The organism is Jiangella alba, from assembly GCF_900106035.1.
Classification (GTDB): Bacteria; Actinomycetota; Actinomycetes; order Jiangellales; family Jiangellaceae; genus Jiangella; species Jiangella alba.
On sequence record NZ_FNUC01000004.1, the window covers coordinates 268,175 to 284,310 of the forward strand.

The following is a 16,136-nucleotide window of genomic DNA, read 5'->3' on the forward strand; positions in this document are numbered from 1 at the left end:
GCGACGGGTGGAGCCGCCGTGCCAGGTCTCACAGCGAGCGCGCGGCCTCCGCGGCGGCGCCGCCGGTGATGCCGCCCTGCGGCACCTCGACGCTCAGCTCGGGGAAGCTCAGCAGGCCGACCTCGGCGCTGGCCACCTCGACGTCGCCGACGACCGGCACCGGGACGCTGACCGTCACGCGCACCGACAGGCCGCCGCCCGACGCGGACGCGACCGTGCCGTCCTCGGCGAGGACGGTGTCGGAGTCGCGGTAGTCGGCGAAGTTCAGGTTCACCGACAGGCCGCCCAGGTCGAACGTCTCGTCGAAGCCCGGCTCGACGTGGACGACGTCGTTGTCGCCGACGTGCAGCTCGAGGGCCGGCAGCTCGTAGTCGAACGCCGCGCCGCCCGGCTCACCGTTCGCCTCCAGCCGGCCCCACGCGTTCGGCGTCTCGCCGTCGTCGGCGCCCGCGAAGCCGAGCGAGATGCCGCCGTTGGCCGCCCCGCCCAGCACGCTGAGGTCGGCGAACCGACCGCTGACCTCGGCGTACGCGCCCAGGGAACCGTCCTCCTTCGGGAAGGTGCCGGTCTCCTGCAGCAGTTGGCCGGCGCCGACCGTGACGACCGGGCTGCCGACGGGCAGCTCGATCGGCAGCAGCTCCGTCACCGCACCCAGGTCGGCGACGTCGATCAGGTCGACCTCGCCGACGCCGGAGTACAGCGACGTCAGCACGCCACCCTCGCCACCCTCGGTGACGAGGTCGTCGTTCCAGTTCGCCTTGACCTCACCGGAGATCGCGTCGAGGTTGCCGAGGATCGGCACCTCGAGCTCGTGCAGGCCGTACGTCGCCGACTCTGCCTCCTCAGGCAGCGCGACCTGCTCGACCAGGTACGGGACGTCGAACTCGGCGCCCGCGCCGCCGATGCTGGCGATGGTGCCGAACGCCCGGGAGAAGACGCCTTCGTCCTCGCCCTCGACGCCGGCCGAGTTGGCCTCGGACTCGATCTGCCCGACGGTCACGTGCGCGTCGAGCTCCGGCACCTGCACCGGGAGCGGCGCCTGCGCGCCGGTCCGCACCTGAGCGGTGGCGTAGTAGCCGTCCGCCGCGATCCTGAACTCGCCGGAGCGCTGGTCCGGCCCGGAGGGCTGGCCGGACTCGGCGGCCTGTGCCTGCAGTCCGGCGGCCGAGCAGGCCAGCGCAGCGCCGGCCACACCCGCTGCCACCTTGACCGCACCACGACGCACACGCCGCCGGTCAGTCGCTTCCAGAGTCATGCTTGCTCCTTCTCCACTTACCCAATTCCGGCCTCAATGAGAACAGAGTCCGGATTTATCCGTGCGCAATGAGATGATCGCGCGCCAGAGACGCTAACTACGAGAGTGATCATGAGTCAACGACCTATGCGGAACGTCATCGGATGATTTTTTCGAATGTCCTTTTCGACCCTTTGTGACCGGCCCGCCGGAGGCGTTTAGACTCGGCGCTGATGCACGCCGCCGTCCTCTCCTGGTACTCCGCGCACGCCCGCGACCTTCCGTGGCGCGCGCCGGACCGGACGCCGTGGGGCGTGCTCGTGAGCGAGATCATGCTCCAGCAGACGCCCGTCGTCCGGGTCGAGCCGGTGTGGCACGAATGGATGCGACGGTGGCCGCGGCCGGCCGACCTCGCCGCCGAGGAGCCGGGCGAGGCGATCCGCGCCTGGGGGCGGCTCGGCTATCCGCGGCGGGCGCTGCGGCTGCACGCGGCCGCGGTCGCGATCGTCGACCGGCACGGTGGCGCGGTGCCTTCCGGCTATGACGAGCTCATCGCCCTGCCCGGCATCGGCGACTACACGGCCGCCGCCGTCGCGTCGTTCGCGTTCGGCGCCCGGCACGCCGTCCTCGACACCAACGTCCGGCGCGTGTTCGCCCGCGCCGTCGCCGGGACGCAGTACCCGCCGCCCGCGCCCACGGCGGCCGAGCGGCGCATGGCGCTGGACCTCGTGCCGGACGCCGAGACCGCGCCGCGCTGGGCGGTCGCCGTCATGGAGCTCGGGGCGCTGGTCTGCACGGCGCGCTCGCCGCGCTGTTCGTCGTGCCCCCTGGCCACATCCTGCGCCTGGCGCCTCGCCGGCTCCCCTCCGGACGACGGTCCCCCACGCCGCGGCCAGCCCTGGCACGGCACCGACCGCCAGGTCCGCGGCCGGCTGATGGCGATCCTGCGCGACTCGGACGGCCCCGTGCCCAAGCATCTGCTGGACGCGGCGTGGGCGGAGCCGGTTCAGCGCGAACGCGCCCTCGACGCCCTAGTCTCCGACGGCCTCGTCGAGCCCCTCGACGGCCACCTCTTCCGCCTGCCGACTGGCGCTCCACTAGACCGACCGGTTTAGTGGCCCGGGGGGATTGAGGATACGGGGGGCGGCGGTTCGGCGCGGCGGTTCGAGGTGCCGGTTCGGCGCGGCGGTTCGAGGTGCCGGTTCGAGGTGCCGGTTCGAGGCGGCGGTTCGAGGTGCCGATTCGGCGCGGCGGTTCGAGGTGCCGGTTCGGCGCGGCGCCCGCAACTCGCGGAGGTGCCGACGGGGCGGCGGTTCGAGGTGCCGATTCGGCGCGGCGGTTCGAGGTGCCGGTTCGGCGCGGCGCCCGCAACTCGCGGAGGTGCCGACGGGGCGGCGGTTCGAGGTGCCGATTCGGCGCGGCGGTTCGAGGTGCCGGTTCGGCGCGGCGCCCGCAACTCGCGGAGGTGCCGACGGGGCGGGCCGCCGGACCACGAGCGCGCCGCGACAACGCGGCGGCACGGCGGAGGCGGTGCCGGTTCACGAGGGCGCTATGAGAAGGGGGCGGCGGGTGCGGAGCCGGCGTCAAGAGCGCACGCGGCATGCTTCACCGCCGCGAAGCGGAGCCGGCGCAGCGCCCACCGCACGCTCCGACCCGGCCAACGAACCCAGCCGGCGCCGACCGGTGCGGAGCCGGCCCACGAGCGCGCCATGAGGAGGCGGCGGCGGGTGCGGAGCCGGCGCAGCACGCGCCGCCACTTCCGGCCCAGCCACGAACCCGACCCACGAACCAGCCCACGAATCCAGCCCGTAGCACCCGTAGCACGACGAACGAAACGACCTCGGGGCGTGACCACTCTTGACCGGCGGTAATCATTTCGCTACGTTCCGCCACAAGCTGGCTCGCTGAAAACGGCAACCGCCCATCCCCGCTGGGAGGCCCGCATGCCCCGGATGCACCGTCGCAGCCTGTTACGTGTCGCCGCGGCCACGACCGCCGCCGCGCTGATCGCCGCCCCGACGCTGGCAGCGCCGGCGTCCGCGGACGACGAGAGAGAGGAGTGGGTGGCCGCCCAGCTGGACGGCATGACGCTGGAGGAGAAGGTCGGCCAGCTGTTCGTGGTCCAGGTGTACGGCGCCGACGCGCACACCGTCACGGACGCGCAGCGGGCCAGCAACCAGGCCGCCTACGGCGTCGACACCCCCGCGGACGTGGTGCAGAAGTACCACCTCGGCGGCGTCATCTACTTCGCCTGGTCCGGCAACGTCACCAACCCGCGGCAGGTCGCCCAGCTCTCCAACGGCCTGCAGCGGACGGCGACGGAGGACGGCGGGCCGCCGCTGATCATCAGCACCGACCAGGAGACCGGCATCGTCGCCCGCATGCCGGCCCCGGCGACGCAGTTCCCGGGCGCCCAGGCGCTGGCGGCCGGCCAGAGCACGAACGCCGCCCGCGAGGCCGCGAAGATCACCGCCAGGGAGCTGCGCGCCGTCGGCATCAACCAGAACTTCGCGCCGGTCGCCGACGTCAACGTGAACGCGGAGAACCCGGTCATCGGCGTCCGCAGCTTCAGTTCGGACCCGGCGATGGCGTCGGCGTACGTCGCCGCGCAGGTGGCCGGGTACCAGAACGGCCAGGGCGTCGCGGCCGCGGCGAAGCACTTCCCCGGCCACGGCGACACCAGCACGGACAGCCACTACGGCGTCCCGGAGATCGACCACACGCGCGCCGAGTGGGAGGCCATCGACGCGCCGCCGTTCCAGGCGGCGGTCGACGCCGGGATCGACGTGATCATGACGGCGCACATCGTCGTCGACAGCCTGGACCCGACCGGCGTCCCGGCGACGCTGTCCGAGCCGATCATCACCGGGCTGCTGCGCGGCGAGCTCGGCTACGACGGCGTCGTCGTGACGGACGCGCTGAACATGGAGGGCGTGCGCCAGGGCTTCGGCCCGGACCGCGTCCCGGTGCTCGCGCTGCAGGCCGGCGTCGACCAGCTGCTGGTGCCGAAGGACGGCGACATGGACGTCATGTACCAGGCGGTGCTGGCGGCGGTCCGCGACGGCGAGATCAGCGAGGACCGGCTGGACGAGAGCGTCGAGCGGATCCTGGAACTGAAGTGGAAGCGCGGCATCACCGGCGACGAGCAGGTCGACGTCGACCGCGTCGACCGGACGGTCGGCGTCCGCGCGCACCAGGCCGCCGCCCAGCGCATCACCGACCCGACCGTCACGGCGCTGCGCAACACCGGCGCCGACGGCGCGGCGATCCTGCCGGTCGCACCTGCCAGCAGCGTCAACGTCGTCACGACGAACACGGCGGCCGGCAACGACCTCGCGGCCGCCCTGACCGCCCAGGGCGCGACGGCGACGACCCAGGCGGTCGGCACCCGGCCCAGCGACGCCGCCATCGCCGCCGCCGTCCAGGCCGCGCCCGCCCACGACCTCACCGTCGTCGTCACGTCCAACGCCTGGGACACGCTGACGACGGACCCGCAGGGCCGGCAGCGCCGCCTGGTCGCCGAGCTGGCCGCCACCGGTCACCCGGTCGTCGCGGTCGCCGTCCGCAACGCCTACGACGTCGCCTACCTGCCCGAGTCCGCCGGGTTCCTCGCCGCCTACTCGTCGACGACGGTGTCGATGCGCAGCGTCGCGAAGGTCCTGACCGGCGCCATCTCCCCCGCGGGACGGCTGCCCGTCGTCGTCCCGGCGGCCGACGGCAGCGTGCTCTACCCGATCGGCCACGGCCTCACCTGGTGACCCCCGCCCGCACACACCGAGGAGCCCCCATGGACCGCCGTACGTTCATCGCATCCGCCGGTGCCGCAGGCGCCGCCGTCGTCGCCGCCCCGTCAGTCGCGTTCGCCACCGGCAACGACCCGGCGAGGGCCGTGCTGACGGGCGCGCAGCGGCTGGCCGACGACGGCTGGACGGCGCTGTCCGGCCACCGCGTCGGCGTCATCTCGAACCCGACCGGGATCCTCCCGGACGCGTCGCACATCGTCGACAGCATGGTCGCCTCCGGCGCCGTGAACATCGTCGGCGTGTTCGGCCCCGAGCACGGCTTCCGCGGCTCGGCGCAGGCCGGCGAGGCGGAGGAGACGACGATCGACCCGCGCACCGGCGTGACGGTGTACGACGCGTACGGCGCGCAGGAGGCCGGCTTCATGCGGATGTTCGCCGAGGCGGACGTCGAGGTCGTCGTCTTCGACATCCAGGACGTCGGCGCCCGGTTCTACACCTACATCTGGACGATGTGGTCGGCGATGCGCGCGGCCGCCCGCATGGGGCTGAAGTTCGTCGTGCTGGACCGGCCGAATCCGGTCGGCGGCTCGGCCCGGGGACCGATGCTGTTCCCCGGGTTCGAGTCGGGCATCGGTCAGCGCTACATCGTCCAGCAGCACGGCATGACGGTCGGCGAGCTGGCCCGGTTCTTCAACACCGAGTTCCTGCCCGACGACGCCGGCGCCTCCGTCGAGGACCTCGAGGTCGTGACGATGCGCCGCTGGCGGCCCGATTCCCGCTACGCCGACACCGGCCTGCCGTGGGTGCTGCCCAGCCCGAACATGCCGACCCCCGAGACCGCGCAGGTCTACGTGGGCACCTGCGTGTTCGAGGGGACGACGGCGTCGGAGGGCCGCGGCACCACGCGGCCGTTCGAGCTGATCGGCGCGCCGTACGGCACCTACCACTGGGCCGACGACCTCAACGCGGCCGGGCTGCCCGGCGTCGACTTCCGCGAGGCCTACTTCGTGCCGTGGATCAGCAAGAACGTCGGCGTGGTGAACGGGGGCGTCCAGCTGCACGTCACCGACCCGGCCGCGTTCGACCCGGTCCGCACCGGCGTCGCGATGCTGGTCGCGGCGAAGGGCCGGTATCCGGACACGTTCGCCTGGCGCGGCGGCGGCACCAGCGACGGCTTCATCCACAAGCTGCACGGGTCGGAGCGGCTGCGGGTGATGGTCGACGCGGGGGCGTCGACGGACGATATCGTCGCCTCGTGGCAGGACGAGCTGGCCGAGTTCGACCGGCGCCGCCAGCCGTACCTGCTCTACCGGGGCCGGCGATGACGGCGCGCCGCGTCATCCTGGTCACAGCGCTCGCGACGGCCCTGCTCGGCGCGGGCGTCCCCGCGGGCGCCGGCGGCGACGACGCCCGGTTCGACCGCCCGCACGACGACTTCATGTCGCCGCGCACCACGCTGCGCGCGGCCGATCCTGGCGACGTCGGCCTCGACGAGGATCGCGTCGACGCGCTGGTCGAGGCCGCCGCGTCGTACACCCAGACGCCGCCCGGCACCGCCCACCCGCTGTACTCCGGCATGACGGTGCTGGCCGCGCACGACGGCCGCGTCGTCGCCGAGGACGCCGCCGGCTGGGCGCTGCGGTTCACCGACAACGCCGGCGGCGAGCTGCCGCAGGACGAGTGGGTCGCGGCCGGCACCGACACCATCTACGACCTCGCCTCGGTGTCGAAGCTGTTCACGACGATCGTCGTGCTGCAGCAGGTGGAGGCCGGCCGGGTCGACCTCGACGCGCCGGTCGCCCGGTACCTGCCCGCGTTCGCCGCCAACGGCAAGGAGGCCATCACCGTCCGGCAGCTGCTGACGCACACCAGCGGGCTGGTCGCATGGCTGCCGTTGTGGCGGGACTGGCCGACGCCGGAGGCGCGCATCGCCGCCGTCCTGAACACCACCCCGGCGAACCCGCCCGGGACGACGTACCTCTACTCCGACCTCAACATGATCACGGCCGGGCTGATCGCCGAGACCGTCACCGGTGAGCCGCTGGACGAGCTGGTCGCCGGCGGCGTCACCGGGCCGCTCGGCATGACCGACACCGGCTACAACCCGCCCGCGTCCGAACTGCACCGCATCGCCGCGACGGAGTTCCAGGCGGCGCCGCCGCGCGGCATGGTCCGCGGCGAGGTGCACGACGAGAACGCGTGGTCCCTGAACGGCGTCGCGGGGCACGCCGGCGTGTTCGGCACGGCGCAGGATCTCGCCCGGCTGGCGCAGGCCATCCTCAACGGGGGTGCTTACGGCGGCGAGCGGATCCTGCGGCCGGACACCGTCGAAGCGATGCTCACCGACGAGAACGCCGCCTTCCCCGGCAACGCGCACGGCCTCGGCTTCGAGCTGGACCAGCGCTGGTACATGGACGCGCTGGCGTCGCCGTCGTCGGCCGGGCACACCGGCTTCACCGGAACGAGCATGGTCGTCGATCCGCAGTCGCGCTCGTTCGTGATCCTGCTGACCAACCGCGTGCACCCGTCGCGCAGTTGGGGCAGCATCAACCCGGCCCGGCGGGCGGTCGCGCACGAACTGGCCTACGCGCTGGCCGTCGAACCGCGGGCCGGCGACGACGCCTGGCGGGCACACGAGGGCGACGCGACGACGTCGACGCTCAGCCTGCCGGTCGAGTTGTCCGGCAGCTCGACGCTGCTGTTCGACCTGTTCGTCGACACCGAGTCGACCGACACCCTGACGCTGGAGCGCTCCACCGACGACGGCGCCACCTGGACGCCGGTGCCGTTCTCGGCCCGGGCCGGCGGCGAGACGATCGACGCCACCGACGGCGTCGTCAGCGGCTACCAGGGCCGGCAGTGGTGGACGGTGCGGGCCGGGCTACCCGGCGACGGCGACACGATCCTGCGCTGGCGCTACGTCACCGACGCGCTCTACCAGGGCCGCGGCGTCTACGTCGACGGCGTCAAGGTGCGCACCCGCGGCAAGCCGGTGTTCGACGGCGAGCGGCACCCGGACCGGTTCGTGGCCGACGGCTGGGTCAGATCACGTCGATGAGGTCGGCCACCGAGTTGACCACGTGGTTCGGCTGGAACGGGAACCGGCCGATGTCGGCGCGGGCGGTGGAGCCGGTCAGCACCAGGTAGGTGCGCAGGCCGGCCTCCATGCCCGCGACGACGTCGGTGTCCATGCGGTCGCCGACCATGGCCGTCATCTCGGAGTGCGCCTCGATGGCGTTCATCGCGCTGCGGAACATCATCGGGTTCGGTTTGCCCACGTAGTACGGGTCGCGGCCGGTGGCCCGGGTGATCATGGCGGCGACGGCGCCGGTGGCCGGCAGTGGGCCGTCCTGCGACGGGCCGGTGGAGTCGGGGTTGGTGGCGATGAACCGGGCGCCCTCGCCGATCAGCCGGATCGCCCGGGTGATGGCCTCGAACGAGTAGGTGCGGGTCTCGCCCAGCACCACGTAGTCGGGCTTGATGTCGGTGAGGACGTAGCCGATCTCGTGCAGCGCCGTGGTCAGCCCGGCTTCGCCGATGACGTACGCCGTGCCGCCCGGGTGCTGGTCGTCGAGGAACTGCGCCGTCGCCAGCGCAGACGTCCAGATGGACTGTTCGGGGAGGTCGAGGCCGCTGCGCGCCAGCCGGGCGGCGAGGTCGCGCGGCGTGTAGATGGAGTTGTTGGTGAGCACCAGGAAGCGCCGCTCGCGGTCGACGAGGCGGCGCAGGAAGTCCGCCGCGCCCGGGATGGCGCGGTCCTCGTGCACGAGGACGCCGTCCATGTCGGTCAGCCAGCACTCGATCTCGCGGTCGCTCACGCGCACCACTCTAGGACGTGGCGCGTTCGTTCCCTCACTGTCGGACGGATCGGGTAGGGTCGCCGGGGTTTGACCAATCACGCACCCCCTTGCATAGGAGTTCCACGATGTCCCGATCCACCCGGTCCGCTTCGCTGCTCGGCGCCGCGGCCGCTCTCGTCCTCGGCCTCACCGCGTGTAGCAGCGACGGCGGCGGGGAGTACTGCGATCTGCTGAACGCCGCCGAGGACGACTCGTCGCTGGCCGACGCCGACCCCACCGACCCGGAGGCGATGGAGGAGTTCTCCAACCGCATCCAGGAGATCGTCGACGCCGCGCCCGACGACATCAAGGGCGACTGGGAGACGTTCGCGTCCTCCCTCGAGGCCGCCTCCGACCCCGAGTCGGTCGACGAGGACGCCATGACCGAGACCATGACGGCGCTCGAGAACATCACCCAGAACGTTCAGGACGAGTGCGACATCGACATGAGCTGACCGCTCAGCACGCGAAACGGCCCCGGAGCGGATGCTCCGGGGCCGTTGTCGTCGTGACGGTCGTTACGACGTCTTCTCGCGCTTGGTCGCCGCTGCCGTGCCGCTGGCGGCACCGGCGCCGACCGGCGTGGCGACGTCGGCCAGCTCGGACTTCGGGCTGCCGGTGAACGTGAACGCCGCCTCGGCGCCCTCGCCCTCGACGTCGATCAGAACCAGCTCGCCGGCCTTGAGCTCGCCGAACAGGATCTTCTCGGACAGGGTGTCCTCGATCTCGCGCTGAATGGTGCGGCGCAGCGGCCGAGCACCCAGCACGGGGTCGAAGCCGTGCTTGGCCAGCAGCTCCTTCGCCGGATGCGTGAGCTCGAGCCCCATGTCCTTGTCGCGCAGCCGCTCGTCGAGCTCGGCGATGCGAAGATCGACGATGCGCAGGACCTCGTCGCGGGTCAGCTGGTGGAACACGACGATGTCGTCGACACGGTTGAGGAACTCGGGCCGGAAGTGCTGCTTGAGGTCGTCGGTGACCTTGGCCTTCATGCGCTCGTAGCTGCCGGTGGTGTCGTCGCCGGCCGAGAAGCCGAGGTTGACGCCCTTGGCGATGTCGCGGGTCCCCAGGTTCGTCGTCATGATGATGACGGTGTTCTTGAAGTCCACGACCCGGCCCTGCGCGTCGGTGAGCCGGCCGTCCTCGAGCACCTGCAACAGCGAGTTGAAGATGTCGGGGTGGGCCTTCTCGACCTCGTCGAAGAGCACGACGGAGAACGGACGCCGGCGCACCTTCTCGGTCAGCTGGCCGCCCTCTTCGTACCCGACGTAGCCGGGCGGCGAGCCGAACAGCCGCGAGACGGTGTGCTTCTCGGAGAACTCGCTCATGTCGAGCTGGATGAGCGCGGACTCGTCGCCGAACAGGAACTCGGCCAGCGTCTTGGACAGCTCGGTCTTACCGACACCGGACGGGCCGGCGAAGATGAACGAGCCACCGGGACGCTTCGGGTCCTTCAGGCCGGCGCGGGTACGGCGGATCGACTTGGACAGCGCCGAGATGGCGTCCTCCTGGCCGATGATCCGCTTGTGCAGCTCGTCCTCCATGTGCAGCAGCCGCGAGGTCTCTTCCTCGGTGAGCTTGAACACCGGGATGCCGGTGGAGAACGCCAGCACCTCCGCGATCAGCTCGTCGTCGACCTCGGCGACGACGTCGAGGTCGCCCGCCTTCCACTGCTTCTCGCGCTCGATCTTCTGCGCGATGAGCTGCTTCTCCTTGTCGCGCAGCGACGCGGCCTTCTCGAAGTCCTGCGAGTCGATGGCCGATTCCTTCTCACGACGGACGTCGGCGATGCGCTCGTCGAACTCGCGCAGGTCCGGCGGCGCCGTCATGCGACGGATGCGCAGCCGCGCACCGGCCTCGTCGATGAGGTCGATGGCCTTGTCGGGCAGGTACCGGTCGGAGATGTAGCGGTCGGCCAGCTGCGCCGCCGCGACCAGCGCGCCGTCGGTGATGGACACCCGGTGGTGCGCCTCGTAGCGGTCGCGCAGACCCTTGAGGATCTCGATGGTGTGGGCGAGGGTCGGCTCCTGCACCTGGATGGGCTGGAACCGGCGCTCGAGAGCGGCGTCCTTCTCAACGTACTTGCGGTACTCGTCGAGCGTGGTGGCGCCGATGGTCTGCAGCTCACCCCGGGCCAGCATGGGCTTCAGGATGGACGCGGCGTCGATGGCGCCCTCGGCGGCACCCGCCCCGACGAGGGTGTGGATCTCGTCGATGAACAGGATGATGTCGCCGCGGGTGCGGATCTCCTTCAGGACCTTCTTCAGCCGCTCCTCGAAGTCACCGCGGTAGCGGGAGCCCGCCACCAGGGCGCCGAGGTCGAGCGTGTAGACGTGCCGGTCCTTCAGCGTCTCGGGCACCTCGCCCTTGACGATGGCCTGCGACAGGCCCTCGACGACGGCGGTCTTGCCGACGCCGGGCTCGCCGATGAGGACGGGGTTGTTCTTGGTGCGGCGGGACAGCACCTGCATGACCCGCTCGATCTCTTTCTCGCGGCCGATGACCGGGTCGAGCTTGCCCTCGCGGGCGGCCTGGGTCAGGTTGCGGCCGAACTGGTCGAGAACGAGCGAGCTGGACGGCGCCTCGCCCTGCGGGCCGGCACCGGCGGTGGCTGCCTCCTTGCCGCCCTGGTAGCCCGACAGCAGCTGGATGACCTGCTGGCGGACGCGGTTGAGGTCGGCGCCGAGCTTCACCAGCACCTGGGCGGCGACGCCCTCGCCCTCACGGATGAGGCCGAGCAGGATGTGCTCGGTGCCGATGTAGTTGTGGCCGAGCTGCAGCGCCTCGCGCAGGCTCAGTTCCAGCACCTTCTTGGCCCGCGGCGTGAACGGGATGTGCCCGCTCGGCGCCTGCTGGCCCTGGCCGATGATCTCCTCGACCTGTTGGCGCACGGCCTCGAGCGAGATGCCGAGACTCTCGAGCGCCTTCGCCGCCACACCCTCGCCCTCGTGGATGAGGCCCAGGAGGATGTGCTCGGTGCCGATGTAGTTGTGGTTGAGCATCCGGGCCTCTTCTTGGGCCAGGACGACAACACGCCTCGCGCGGTCGGTAAACCTCTCGAACATCAGTGGCGCTCCTTGCCGAGCGGTCGGCTGTGGAGACGGGGACTCCACATCTGACCATTCGATGCTATATCCGCCGGCCGCTTCTCTCTCCGCGGTGGTCCCGGAGCGAGACGGCGGCGACGGATCCTTCGTACTTACTGTGCCTGCAAGAACACCACGCCGGGTACCCGATGTTCCACTCGATGAGCCTGTTGACCCCGGAGTTCGCTGCGGGCGAAGTTCCGTAGAGTAGCCCGATGCGCCGCGCCGCCGTCACTCTCGCGGCGTTCGTGGCTCTGTGTGCGGGCTGCGCGGCCGACGACGAGCCGGCGCTGACGCACGTCACCCCGTCCCCCGCCGCCGCGACCTCCTGGGACGACCTGAGCGGCCGGCTGGCGGCCCTCGACGCCGACGTCGGCATGGTGGCGGCCCGCGTCGACGACTCCGGGCGCTGCGAGCCGGTGGCGGAACTCGACCCCGCCACGCCGCGGCCGATGGCGTCGATCTTCAAGCTGTACGTGCTGGGCGCCGCCGCGGCCGCCGTCGACGCCGGGTCGCTGGCCTGGACCGACCAGCTCACCGTCAACGGCGGGCTGCGCAGCCTGCCGTCCGGCGAGCTGCAGGACCTGCCCGACGGCACCGCGGTCTCGGTGGAGCGGGCGGCGGCGATGATGATCGCGGTCAGCGACAACACGGGCGCCGAGCTGCTGATGGACCGCGTCGGCCGGGCCGCCGTCGAGGACGCGATGACGGCCATGGGGCACGCGCGGCCGCAGCTGAACCGTCCGTTCCTCACCACGCGCGAGTTCTTCACCGTCGGCTGGGGGCCGCTGGACCTGCGGGACGACTGGGCCGGGGCCGGTGCGGCGGCGCGGACGCGGATGCTGGCGGCGCTGCCCGGCGGCCCGCTGCGGGTGTCCGGGCCGGACATCACCGACCCGGTCTGGGACTCCGGCGTCGACTGGTTCGGCTCCGCCCTGGATGTGTGCGCGGCGCAGGCCGCCCTGCATACGTCGCAGGACCCCGTGCTGCGCGCGGTGCTGGGGCGGAACCGCGGGGTGACGATCGACGAGGGCGACTGGCCCTACGTCAGCTACAAGGGCGGCAGCGCGCCCGGCGTGCTGACGGCGTCGTGGTACGGCGAGCGCGCCGACGGGCAGCGATACGTGTTCGTCATGCAGGCCGCGGCGACGTCCACGAGCGCGCTGGCGGACGCCGACGCGTTCTTCGCGCTGGGTGCGGACGCGTTCGCGCTACTGGCCGGTCACCAGGGGCCGTAGGGCCCGTCGTGGGTGTTGCCGCCGCGCCGGCCGCCGCCGTACTGCCGCACCGCCGGCCGGACGTCGACCAGGTACACGGCCGCGCCGACCACGCCGAGCAGGTTCACGAAGAACAGCGGCGACGGGAACAGCGCGATCTCGATGAGGGTGGCGACGCCCAGAATCGCCAGCCAGATGGTCTTGCTCCATTTGCCGGCGGCGGGGAACGCCTGCGTCGGCACCCGGAGCGCGTCGACGAACGCGTACCCCTTCAACCCCAGCGCGCCGACGCCCAGCAGCACCAGGATCCAGGACTGGAAGTCACCGAAAGCGTTGGGGCCCATGGCGCAACTCTACGTGATCTACCGGCGTGCGCCGAGGTCAGCGCTTGGGCTTCAGGTCGTCGGCCGCCTTCTCGGTGATCTCGGCCACCTCGTCGGCGGCGTCGGCCACCCGGTCGCGCACGTTCGCGACCGCGTGCTCGACGGCCGGCCCGTAGTCGGAGCGCAGCTTCGTGACGACGCCCTCGCCGCGGCTGGCGAACTGCTCGTAGGCCTTGCCGGCCTCGCGACCGGCGTCGGCCAGCAGCTCGCGCACCTTCTGCGGCAGGTCGGCGGCCTTCGCCTGCGCCGACAGCAGAAGGTCGGGCAGGCCCTCGCGGAACGCCTTCACGTCGGCCGGCAGCTCGGCGAACCGCGCGCGGAACTCGTCGCGCAGCTTCTCGTCGTTGACGGCCTCGGTGACCTTCGCCGGCAGCTCCCGCAGCGCCTGGACGGCGGCCTCGGCGGCTCCGGCGGCGGCGTAGAGGGGCTTGCGGTCGGTGTTCGTGGTGTCGGTGGTCATGGGGATCACCCTTCTTTCTCGGCGCCGTGGCGCGCGGCGTTCGCGGCCCGGAACGATGCGTAGACGTCGAGCAGCGCCCGCTTCTGCTGCTCGTCGAGCCCGGGGTCGGCCAGGACGGCGTCCTCGACGCTGTGGTCGCCGCTGGGTTCGTCCAGCAGCCCGGCCCGGACGTAGAGCGCCTCGGAGGAGATGCGCAGCGCCTTCGCGATCTGCTGCAACACCTCGGCCGACGGTTTACGCAGGCCGCGCTCGATCTGGCTGAGGTACGGGTTGCTGACGCCGGCGAGGTCGGACAGCTGCCGGAGCGACAGCTGCGCGGTGCGCCGCTGGTCGCGGAGGAACTCGCCGATGCCGGCCTTCGTCATGCTTCGACTGTAGCTAACTTTTGCAAGCAGATGCAAACGGTGGCTAGCGCCGGGGTGGGCGGACCGGGACGGAGCGGCCGGGTGGGGCGGCTTGGTCGGCGGGGTAGCGGCTGGCTGGCTCCGGGGGGCCGGTCGGGGGCGGCTGGCCAGTCTGGGCGGCTGGCCCGGCGGCGCAGCGGACGGCGGCGGCAGTGCGCGGCGACGACCTGAGCGTTTCAGCCGGAATACGGTCCCCGCCCGGCCGGGAGGGCACCCACCCTACGGGCGGGCGCCGACAACGTTCGCGCGGCGAGCAGCTGGCCCGGCGGCGCACCGGACGGCAGCGACCTGAACGTTTCAGCCGGAGTACGGTCCCCGCCCGGCTGGGAGGGCACCCACCCTACGGGCGGGCGCCGACAACGTTCGCGCGGCGACAACGTTCGCGCGGCGAGCGGCTGGCCCGGCGGCGCAGCGGGCGGCGGCGGCAGTGCGCGGCGCCGAGGAGCGTCAGTCGGCGGCGGGCACGACCGGGAGGCCGTCCTCCAGCTCCGCCAGCGTGAGCAGCACCAGCGACGACGTCCAGGCGAGGGGCGCGACGGAGGCCGGCGTGGCCTCGGAGTCGACCTTCTCGGGCAGCGAGCCGAGCGGCGTGCGGTAGTCGTCGAGGAAGGTGAGCAGGCGGTCGGCGTCGTCGCGATCGCCGTTGCCGGCCAGCGCGAGCGCCAACAGCGCCGTCTCGGGCGTCCACGCGACGTCGACGTCCTTGCGCCAGGCCTCGCCGGGGCGGTGGCCGCCGTTGGGGACCCGCAGCGCCACCTCGGTGTCACGCACGGCCGCGCTGACCTCGGGCGTCGACGGCGCGAAGGGCGGGGCGAGGAACGTCACCGCGGCGTCGGCGCCACCGTCGGGGAGTGTGCGCGGGTAGCCGTGGGCGCCGAACTCGCGGGCGACGGCCTCGTCGAGGCGGCGGGCGGCGTTGCTCCAGACGAACGGGTCCTCGACGCCGAGCTGCGGCGCCAGCGCGAGCGCCGAGCGCAGCCCGAGCGACAGCGGCGCCGCCACCCCGAGCGTCAACTCGGACTCCTCCTTCTCCCAGTAGTCCGACGACGGCTCGGGCAGGCCGTCGTCCTCGAGGGAACCGACGATGGCGTTCGCCGACGCGATGACGGCCGGCCGCATGTCCTCCAGCACCTCGGCCGCGACGTCAGGCTCGGCGGTCTGCGACACCAGCCACACCGCCCACAGCACCCAGCCGGCGCTGTCGAGCTGCTTGGGCCGGTCGTCGGGCGGGCCGGAGCCGTCGGAGAGGTAGCGCGCCTCCCACTCGCCGTCGGCCGGGGCCACCCGGGCGAGGAAGCCGAGCACGTCGGCCGCTTCGTCGTCGTGCCCGGTGACGGCGTAGGCGGCGGCCGCGAACGACGCGTCGCGTGGCCAGACGTGCCGCCAGGCGGTGACGGGGGCGGCGATCAGCGCGCCGGTGGGCGACGTCAGGGCGCGGAGGTCGAGCAGCGCCCGCTCGGACATCGCGTGGTACCGGGTGCCGTGGCCGGGGATGTCGCCGTCGGACAGCCAGCGGCGGTCGTCGTCGATCTGGGCCGAGACGGCGGGATCGGACCGGTTCGCGGAGCTGAGCACGCTGCTGCCGGGCACGAACGCCGCGTCGGATCCGGCCGGCACCGTGGCCACCACACCGCCGGGTTCGACCATGACGCCGTCGGCCCGCAGCGGGAGGACGGTGCCGCGCGACGGGGCCATGCTGAGTGCGGCGATGACGAGGATCACCGCCGGTAGCCCAATGCGCCACCCGAGGCGGCGGGACGATCGCACCTCACC

At 72.4% G+C, this 16,136-nt stretch carries 13 protein-coding genes; 6 read left to right on the forward strand and 7 right to left on the reverse strand.

From position 1 onward, the window contains the following. Nucleotides 1-28: 28 nt before the first annotated feature. Nucleotides 29-1,192 (reverse strand): hypothetical protein, encoded by a 1,164-nt coding sequence (locus BLV02_RS19065; RefSeq protein WP_069109662.1) that lies wholly within the window; start codon nucleotides 1,190-1,192, stop codon nucleotides 29-31. A 275-nt stretch (nucleotides 1,193-1,467) separates the two neighbouring features. Between BLV02_RS19065 and BLV02_RS19070 the strand changes: the two genes are divergently transcribed. From BLV02_RS19070 to BLV02_RS19085, 4 genes are all read left to right on the forward strand, one after another. Further along, nucleotides 1,468-2,349, forward strand: a complete 882-nt coding sequence (locus tag BLV02_RS19070; protein ID WP_069109663.1) for an HhH-GPD family protein — start codon at nucleotides 1,468-1,470, stop codon at nucleotides 2,347-2,349. A gap of 828 nt (nucleotides 2,350-3,177) precedes the next feature. Further along, a complete protein-coding gene (locus tag BLV02_RS19075) occupies nucleotides 3,178-4,992 on the forward strand; it encodes a glycoside hydrolase family 3 protein (protein WP_069109664.1) in 1,815 nt (604 codons plus the stop codon). Between the two features lie 29 nt (nucleotides 4,993-5,021). Continuing rightward, a complete protein-coding gene (locus BLV02_RS19080; protein ID WP_069109665.1) occupies nucleotides 5,022-6,302 on the forward strand; it encodes an exo-beta-N-acetylmuramidase NamZ family protein in 1,281 nt (426 codons plus the stop codon). Continuing rightward, on the forward strand, nucleotides 6,299-8,035 hold the full coding sequence (locus tag BLV02_RS19085; RefSeq protein ID WP_069109666.1) for a serine hydrolase domain-containing protein: 1,737 nt from the start codon (nucleotides 6,299-6,301) through the stop codon (nucleotides 8,033-8,035). Before BLV02_RS19080 ends, BLV02_RS19085 begins: the two co-directional genes overlap by 4 nt. Here the strand turns inward: BLV02_RS19085 and BLV02_RS19090 are convergent. Continuing rightward, a complete protein-coding gene (locus BLV02_RS19090) occupies nucleotides 8,019-8,759 on the reverse strand; it encodes an HAD-IIA family hydrolase (RefSeq protein ID WP_069110223.1) in 741 nt (246 codons plus the stop codon). The two genes, BLV02_RS19085 and BLV02_RS19090, sit on opposite strands and share 17 nt — an antisense overlap. Nucleotides 8,760-8,902: 143 nt before the next feature. Between BLV02_RS19090 and BLV02_RS19095 the strand changes: the two genes are divergently transcribed. Next, a complete protein-coding gene (locus BLV02_RS19095; RefSeq protein ID WP_069109667.1) occupies nucleotides 8,903-9,271 on the forward strand; it encodes a hypothetical protein in 369 nt (122 codons plus the stop codon). Between the two features lie 63 nt (nucleotides 9,272-9,334). Here the strand turns inward: BLV02_RS19095 and BLV02_RS19100 are convergent, their stop codons facing one another. After that, nucleotides 9,335-11,878, reverse strand: coding sequence for an ATP-dependent Clp protease ATP-binding subunit (locus tag BLV02_RS19100; RefSeq protein ID WP_069109668.1), 2,544 nt, complete (start codon nucleotides 11,876-11,878; stop codon nucleotides 9,335-9,337). Between the two features lie 236 nt (nucleotides 11,879-12,114). Here BLV02_RS19100 and BLV02_RS19110 point away from each other — a divergent pair, with 236 nt between their 5' ends. Further along, nucleotides 12,115-13,137, forward strand: a complete 1,023-nt coding sequence (locus BLV02_RS19110; protein WP_069109670.1) for a serine hydrolase — start codon at nucleotides 12,115-12,117, stop codon at nucleotides 13,135-13,137. Here BLV02_RS19110 and BLV02_RS19115 read toward each other — a convergent pair. The 4 genes from BLV02_RS19115 to BLV02_RS19130 all read right to left on the reverse strand — a co-directional run bounded on the left by BLV02_RS19115 (nucleotide 13,122) and on the right by BLV02_RS19130 (nucleotide 16,085). Continuing rightward, complete coding sequence (locus BLV02_RS19115) at nucleotides 13,122-13,460, reverse strand: DUF2516 family protein (RefSeq protein WP_069109671.1); 339 nt, start codon at nucleotides 13,458-13,460, stop codon at nucleotides 13,122-13,124. The two genes, BLV02_RS19110 and BLV02_RS19115, sit on opposite strands and share 16 nt — an antisense overlap. A gap of 37 nt (nucleotides 13,461-13,497) precedes the next feature. Next, complete coding sequence (locus BLV02_RS19120; RefSeq protein ID WP_074946538.1) at nucleotides 13,498-13,959, reverse strand: hypothetical protein; 462 nt, start codon at nucleotides 13,957-13,959, stop codon at nucleotides 13,498-13,500. 5 nt (nucleotides 13,960-13,964) lie between these two features. Beyond that, complete coding sequence (locus BLV02_RS19125; protein ID WP_069109673.1) at nucleotides 13,965-14,324, reverse strand: helix-turn-helix domain-containing protein; 360 nt, start codon at nucleotides 14,322-14,324, stop codon at nucleotides 13,965-13,967. Nucleotides 14,325-14,810: 486 nt separating this feature from the next. Then, the gene (locus tag BLV02_RS19130) at nucleotides 14,811-16,085 is read right to left on the reverse strand and encodes a glycoside hydrolase family 15 protein (protein ID WP_083288299.1); all 1,275 of its coding nucleotides are present in this window, start codon (nucleotides 16,083-16,085) and stop codon (nucleotides 14,811-14,813) included. Nucleotides 16,086-16,136 lie beyond the last annotated feature (51 nt).

Coding starts and splice junctions, on each gene's coding strand:
- BLV02_RS19070 (WP_069109663.1), top strand. CDS start 1,468: ATGCACGCCGCCGTCCTCTCCTGGTACTCCGCGCACGCCCGCGACCTT.
- BLV02_RS19075 (WP_069109664.1), top strand. CDS start 3,178: ATGCCCCGGATGCACCGTCGCAGCCTGTTACGTGTCGCCGCGGCCACG.
- BLV02_RS19080 (WP_069109665.1), top strand. CDS start 5,022: ATGGACCGCCGTACGTTCATCGCATCCGCCGGTGCCGCAGGCGCCGCC.
- BLV02_RS19085 (WP_069109666.1), top strand. CDS start 6,299: ATGACGGCGCGCCGCGTCATCCTGGTCACAGCGCTCGCGACGGCCCTG.
- BLV02_RS19090 (WP_069110223.1), bottom strand. CDS start 8,759: ATGGACGGCGTCCTCGTGCACGAGGACCGCGCCATCCCGGGCGCGGCG.
- BLV02_RS19095 (WP_069109667.1), top strand. CDS start 8,903: ATGTCCCGATCCACCCGGTCCGCTTCGCTGCTCGGCGCCGCGGCCGCT.
- BLV02_RS19100 (WP_069109668.1), bottom strand. CDS start 11,878: ATGTTCGAGAGGTTTACCGACCGCGCGAGGCGTGTTGTCGTCCTGGCC.
- BLV02_RS19110 (WP_069109670.1), top strand. CDS start 12,115: ATGCGCCGCGCCGCCGTCACTCTCGCGGCGTTCGTGGCTCTGTGTGCG.
- BLV02_RS19115 (WP_069109671.1), bottom strand. CDS start 13,460: ATGGGCCCCAACGCTTTCGGTGACTTCCAGTCCTGGATCCTGGTGCTG.
- BLV02_RS19120 (WP_074946538.1), bottom strand. CDS start 13,959: ATGACCACCGACACCACGAACACCGACCGCAAGCCCCTCTACGCCGCC.
- BLV02_RS19125 (WP_069109673.1), bottom strand. CDS start 14,324: ATGACGAAGGCCGGCATCGGCGAGTTCCTCCGCGACCAGCGGCGCACC.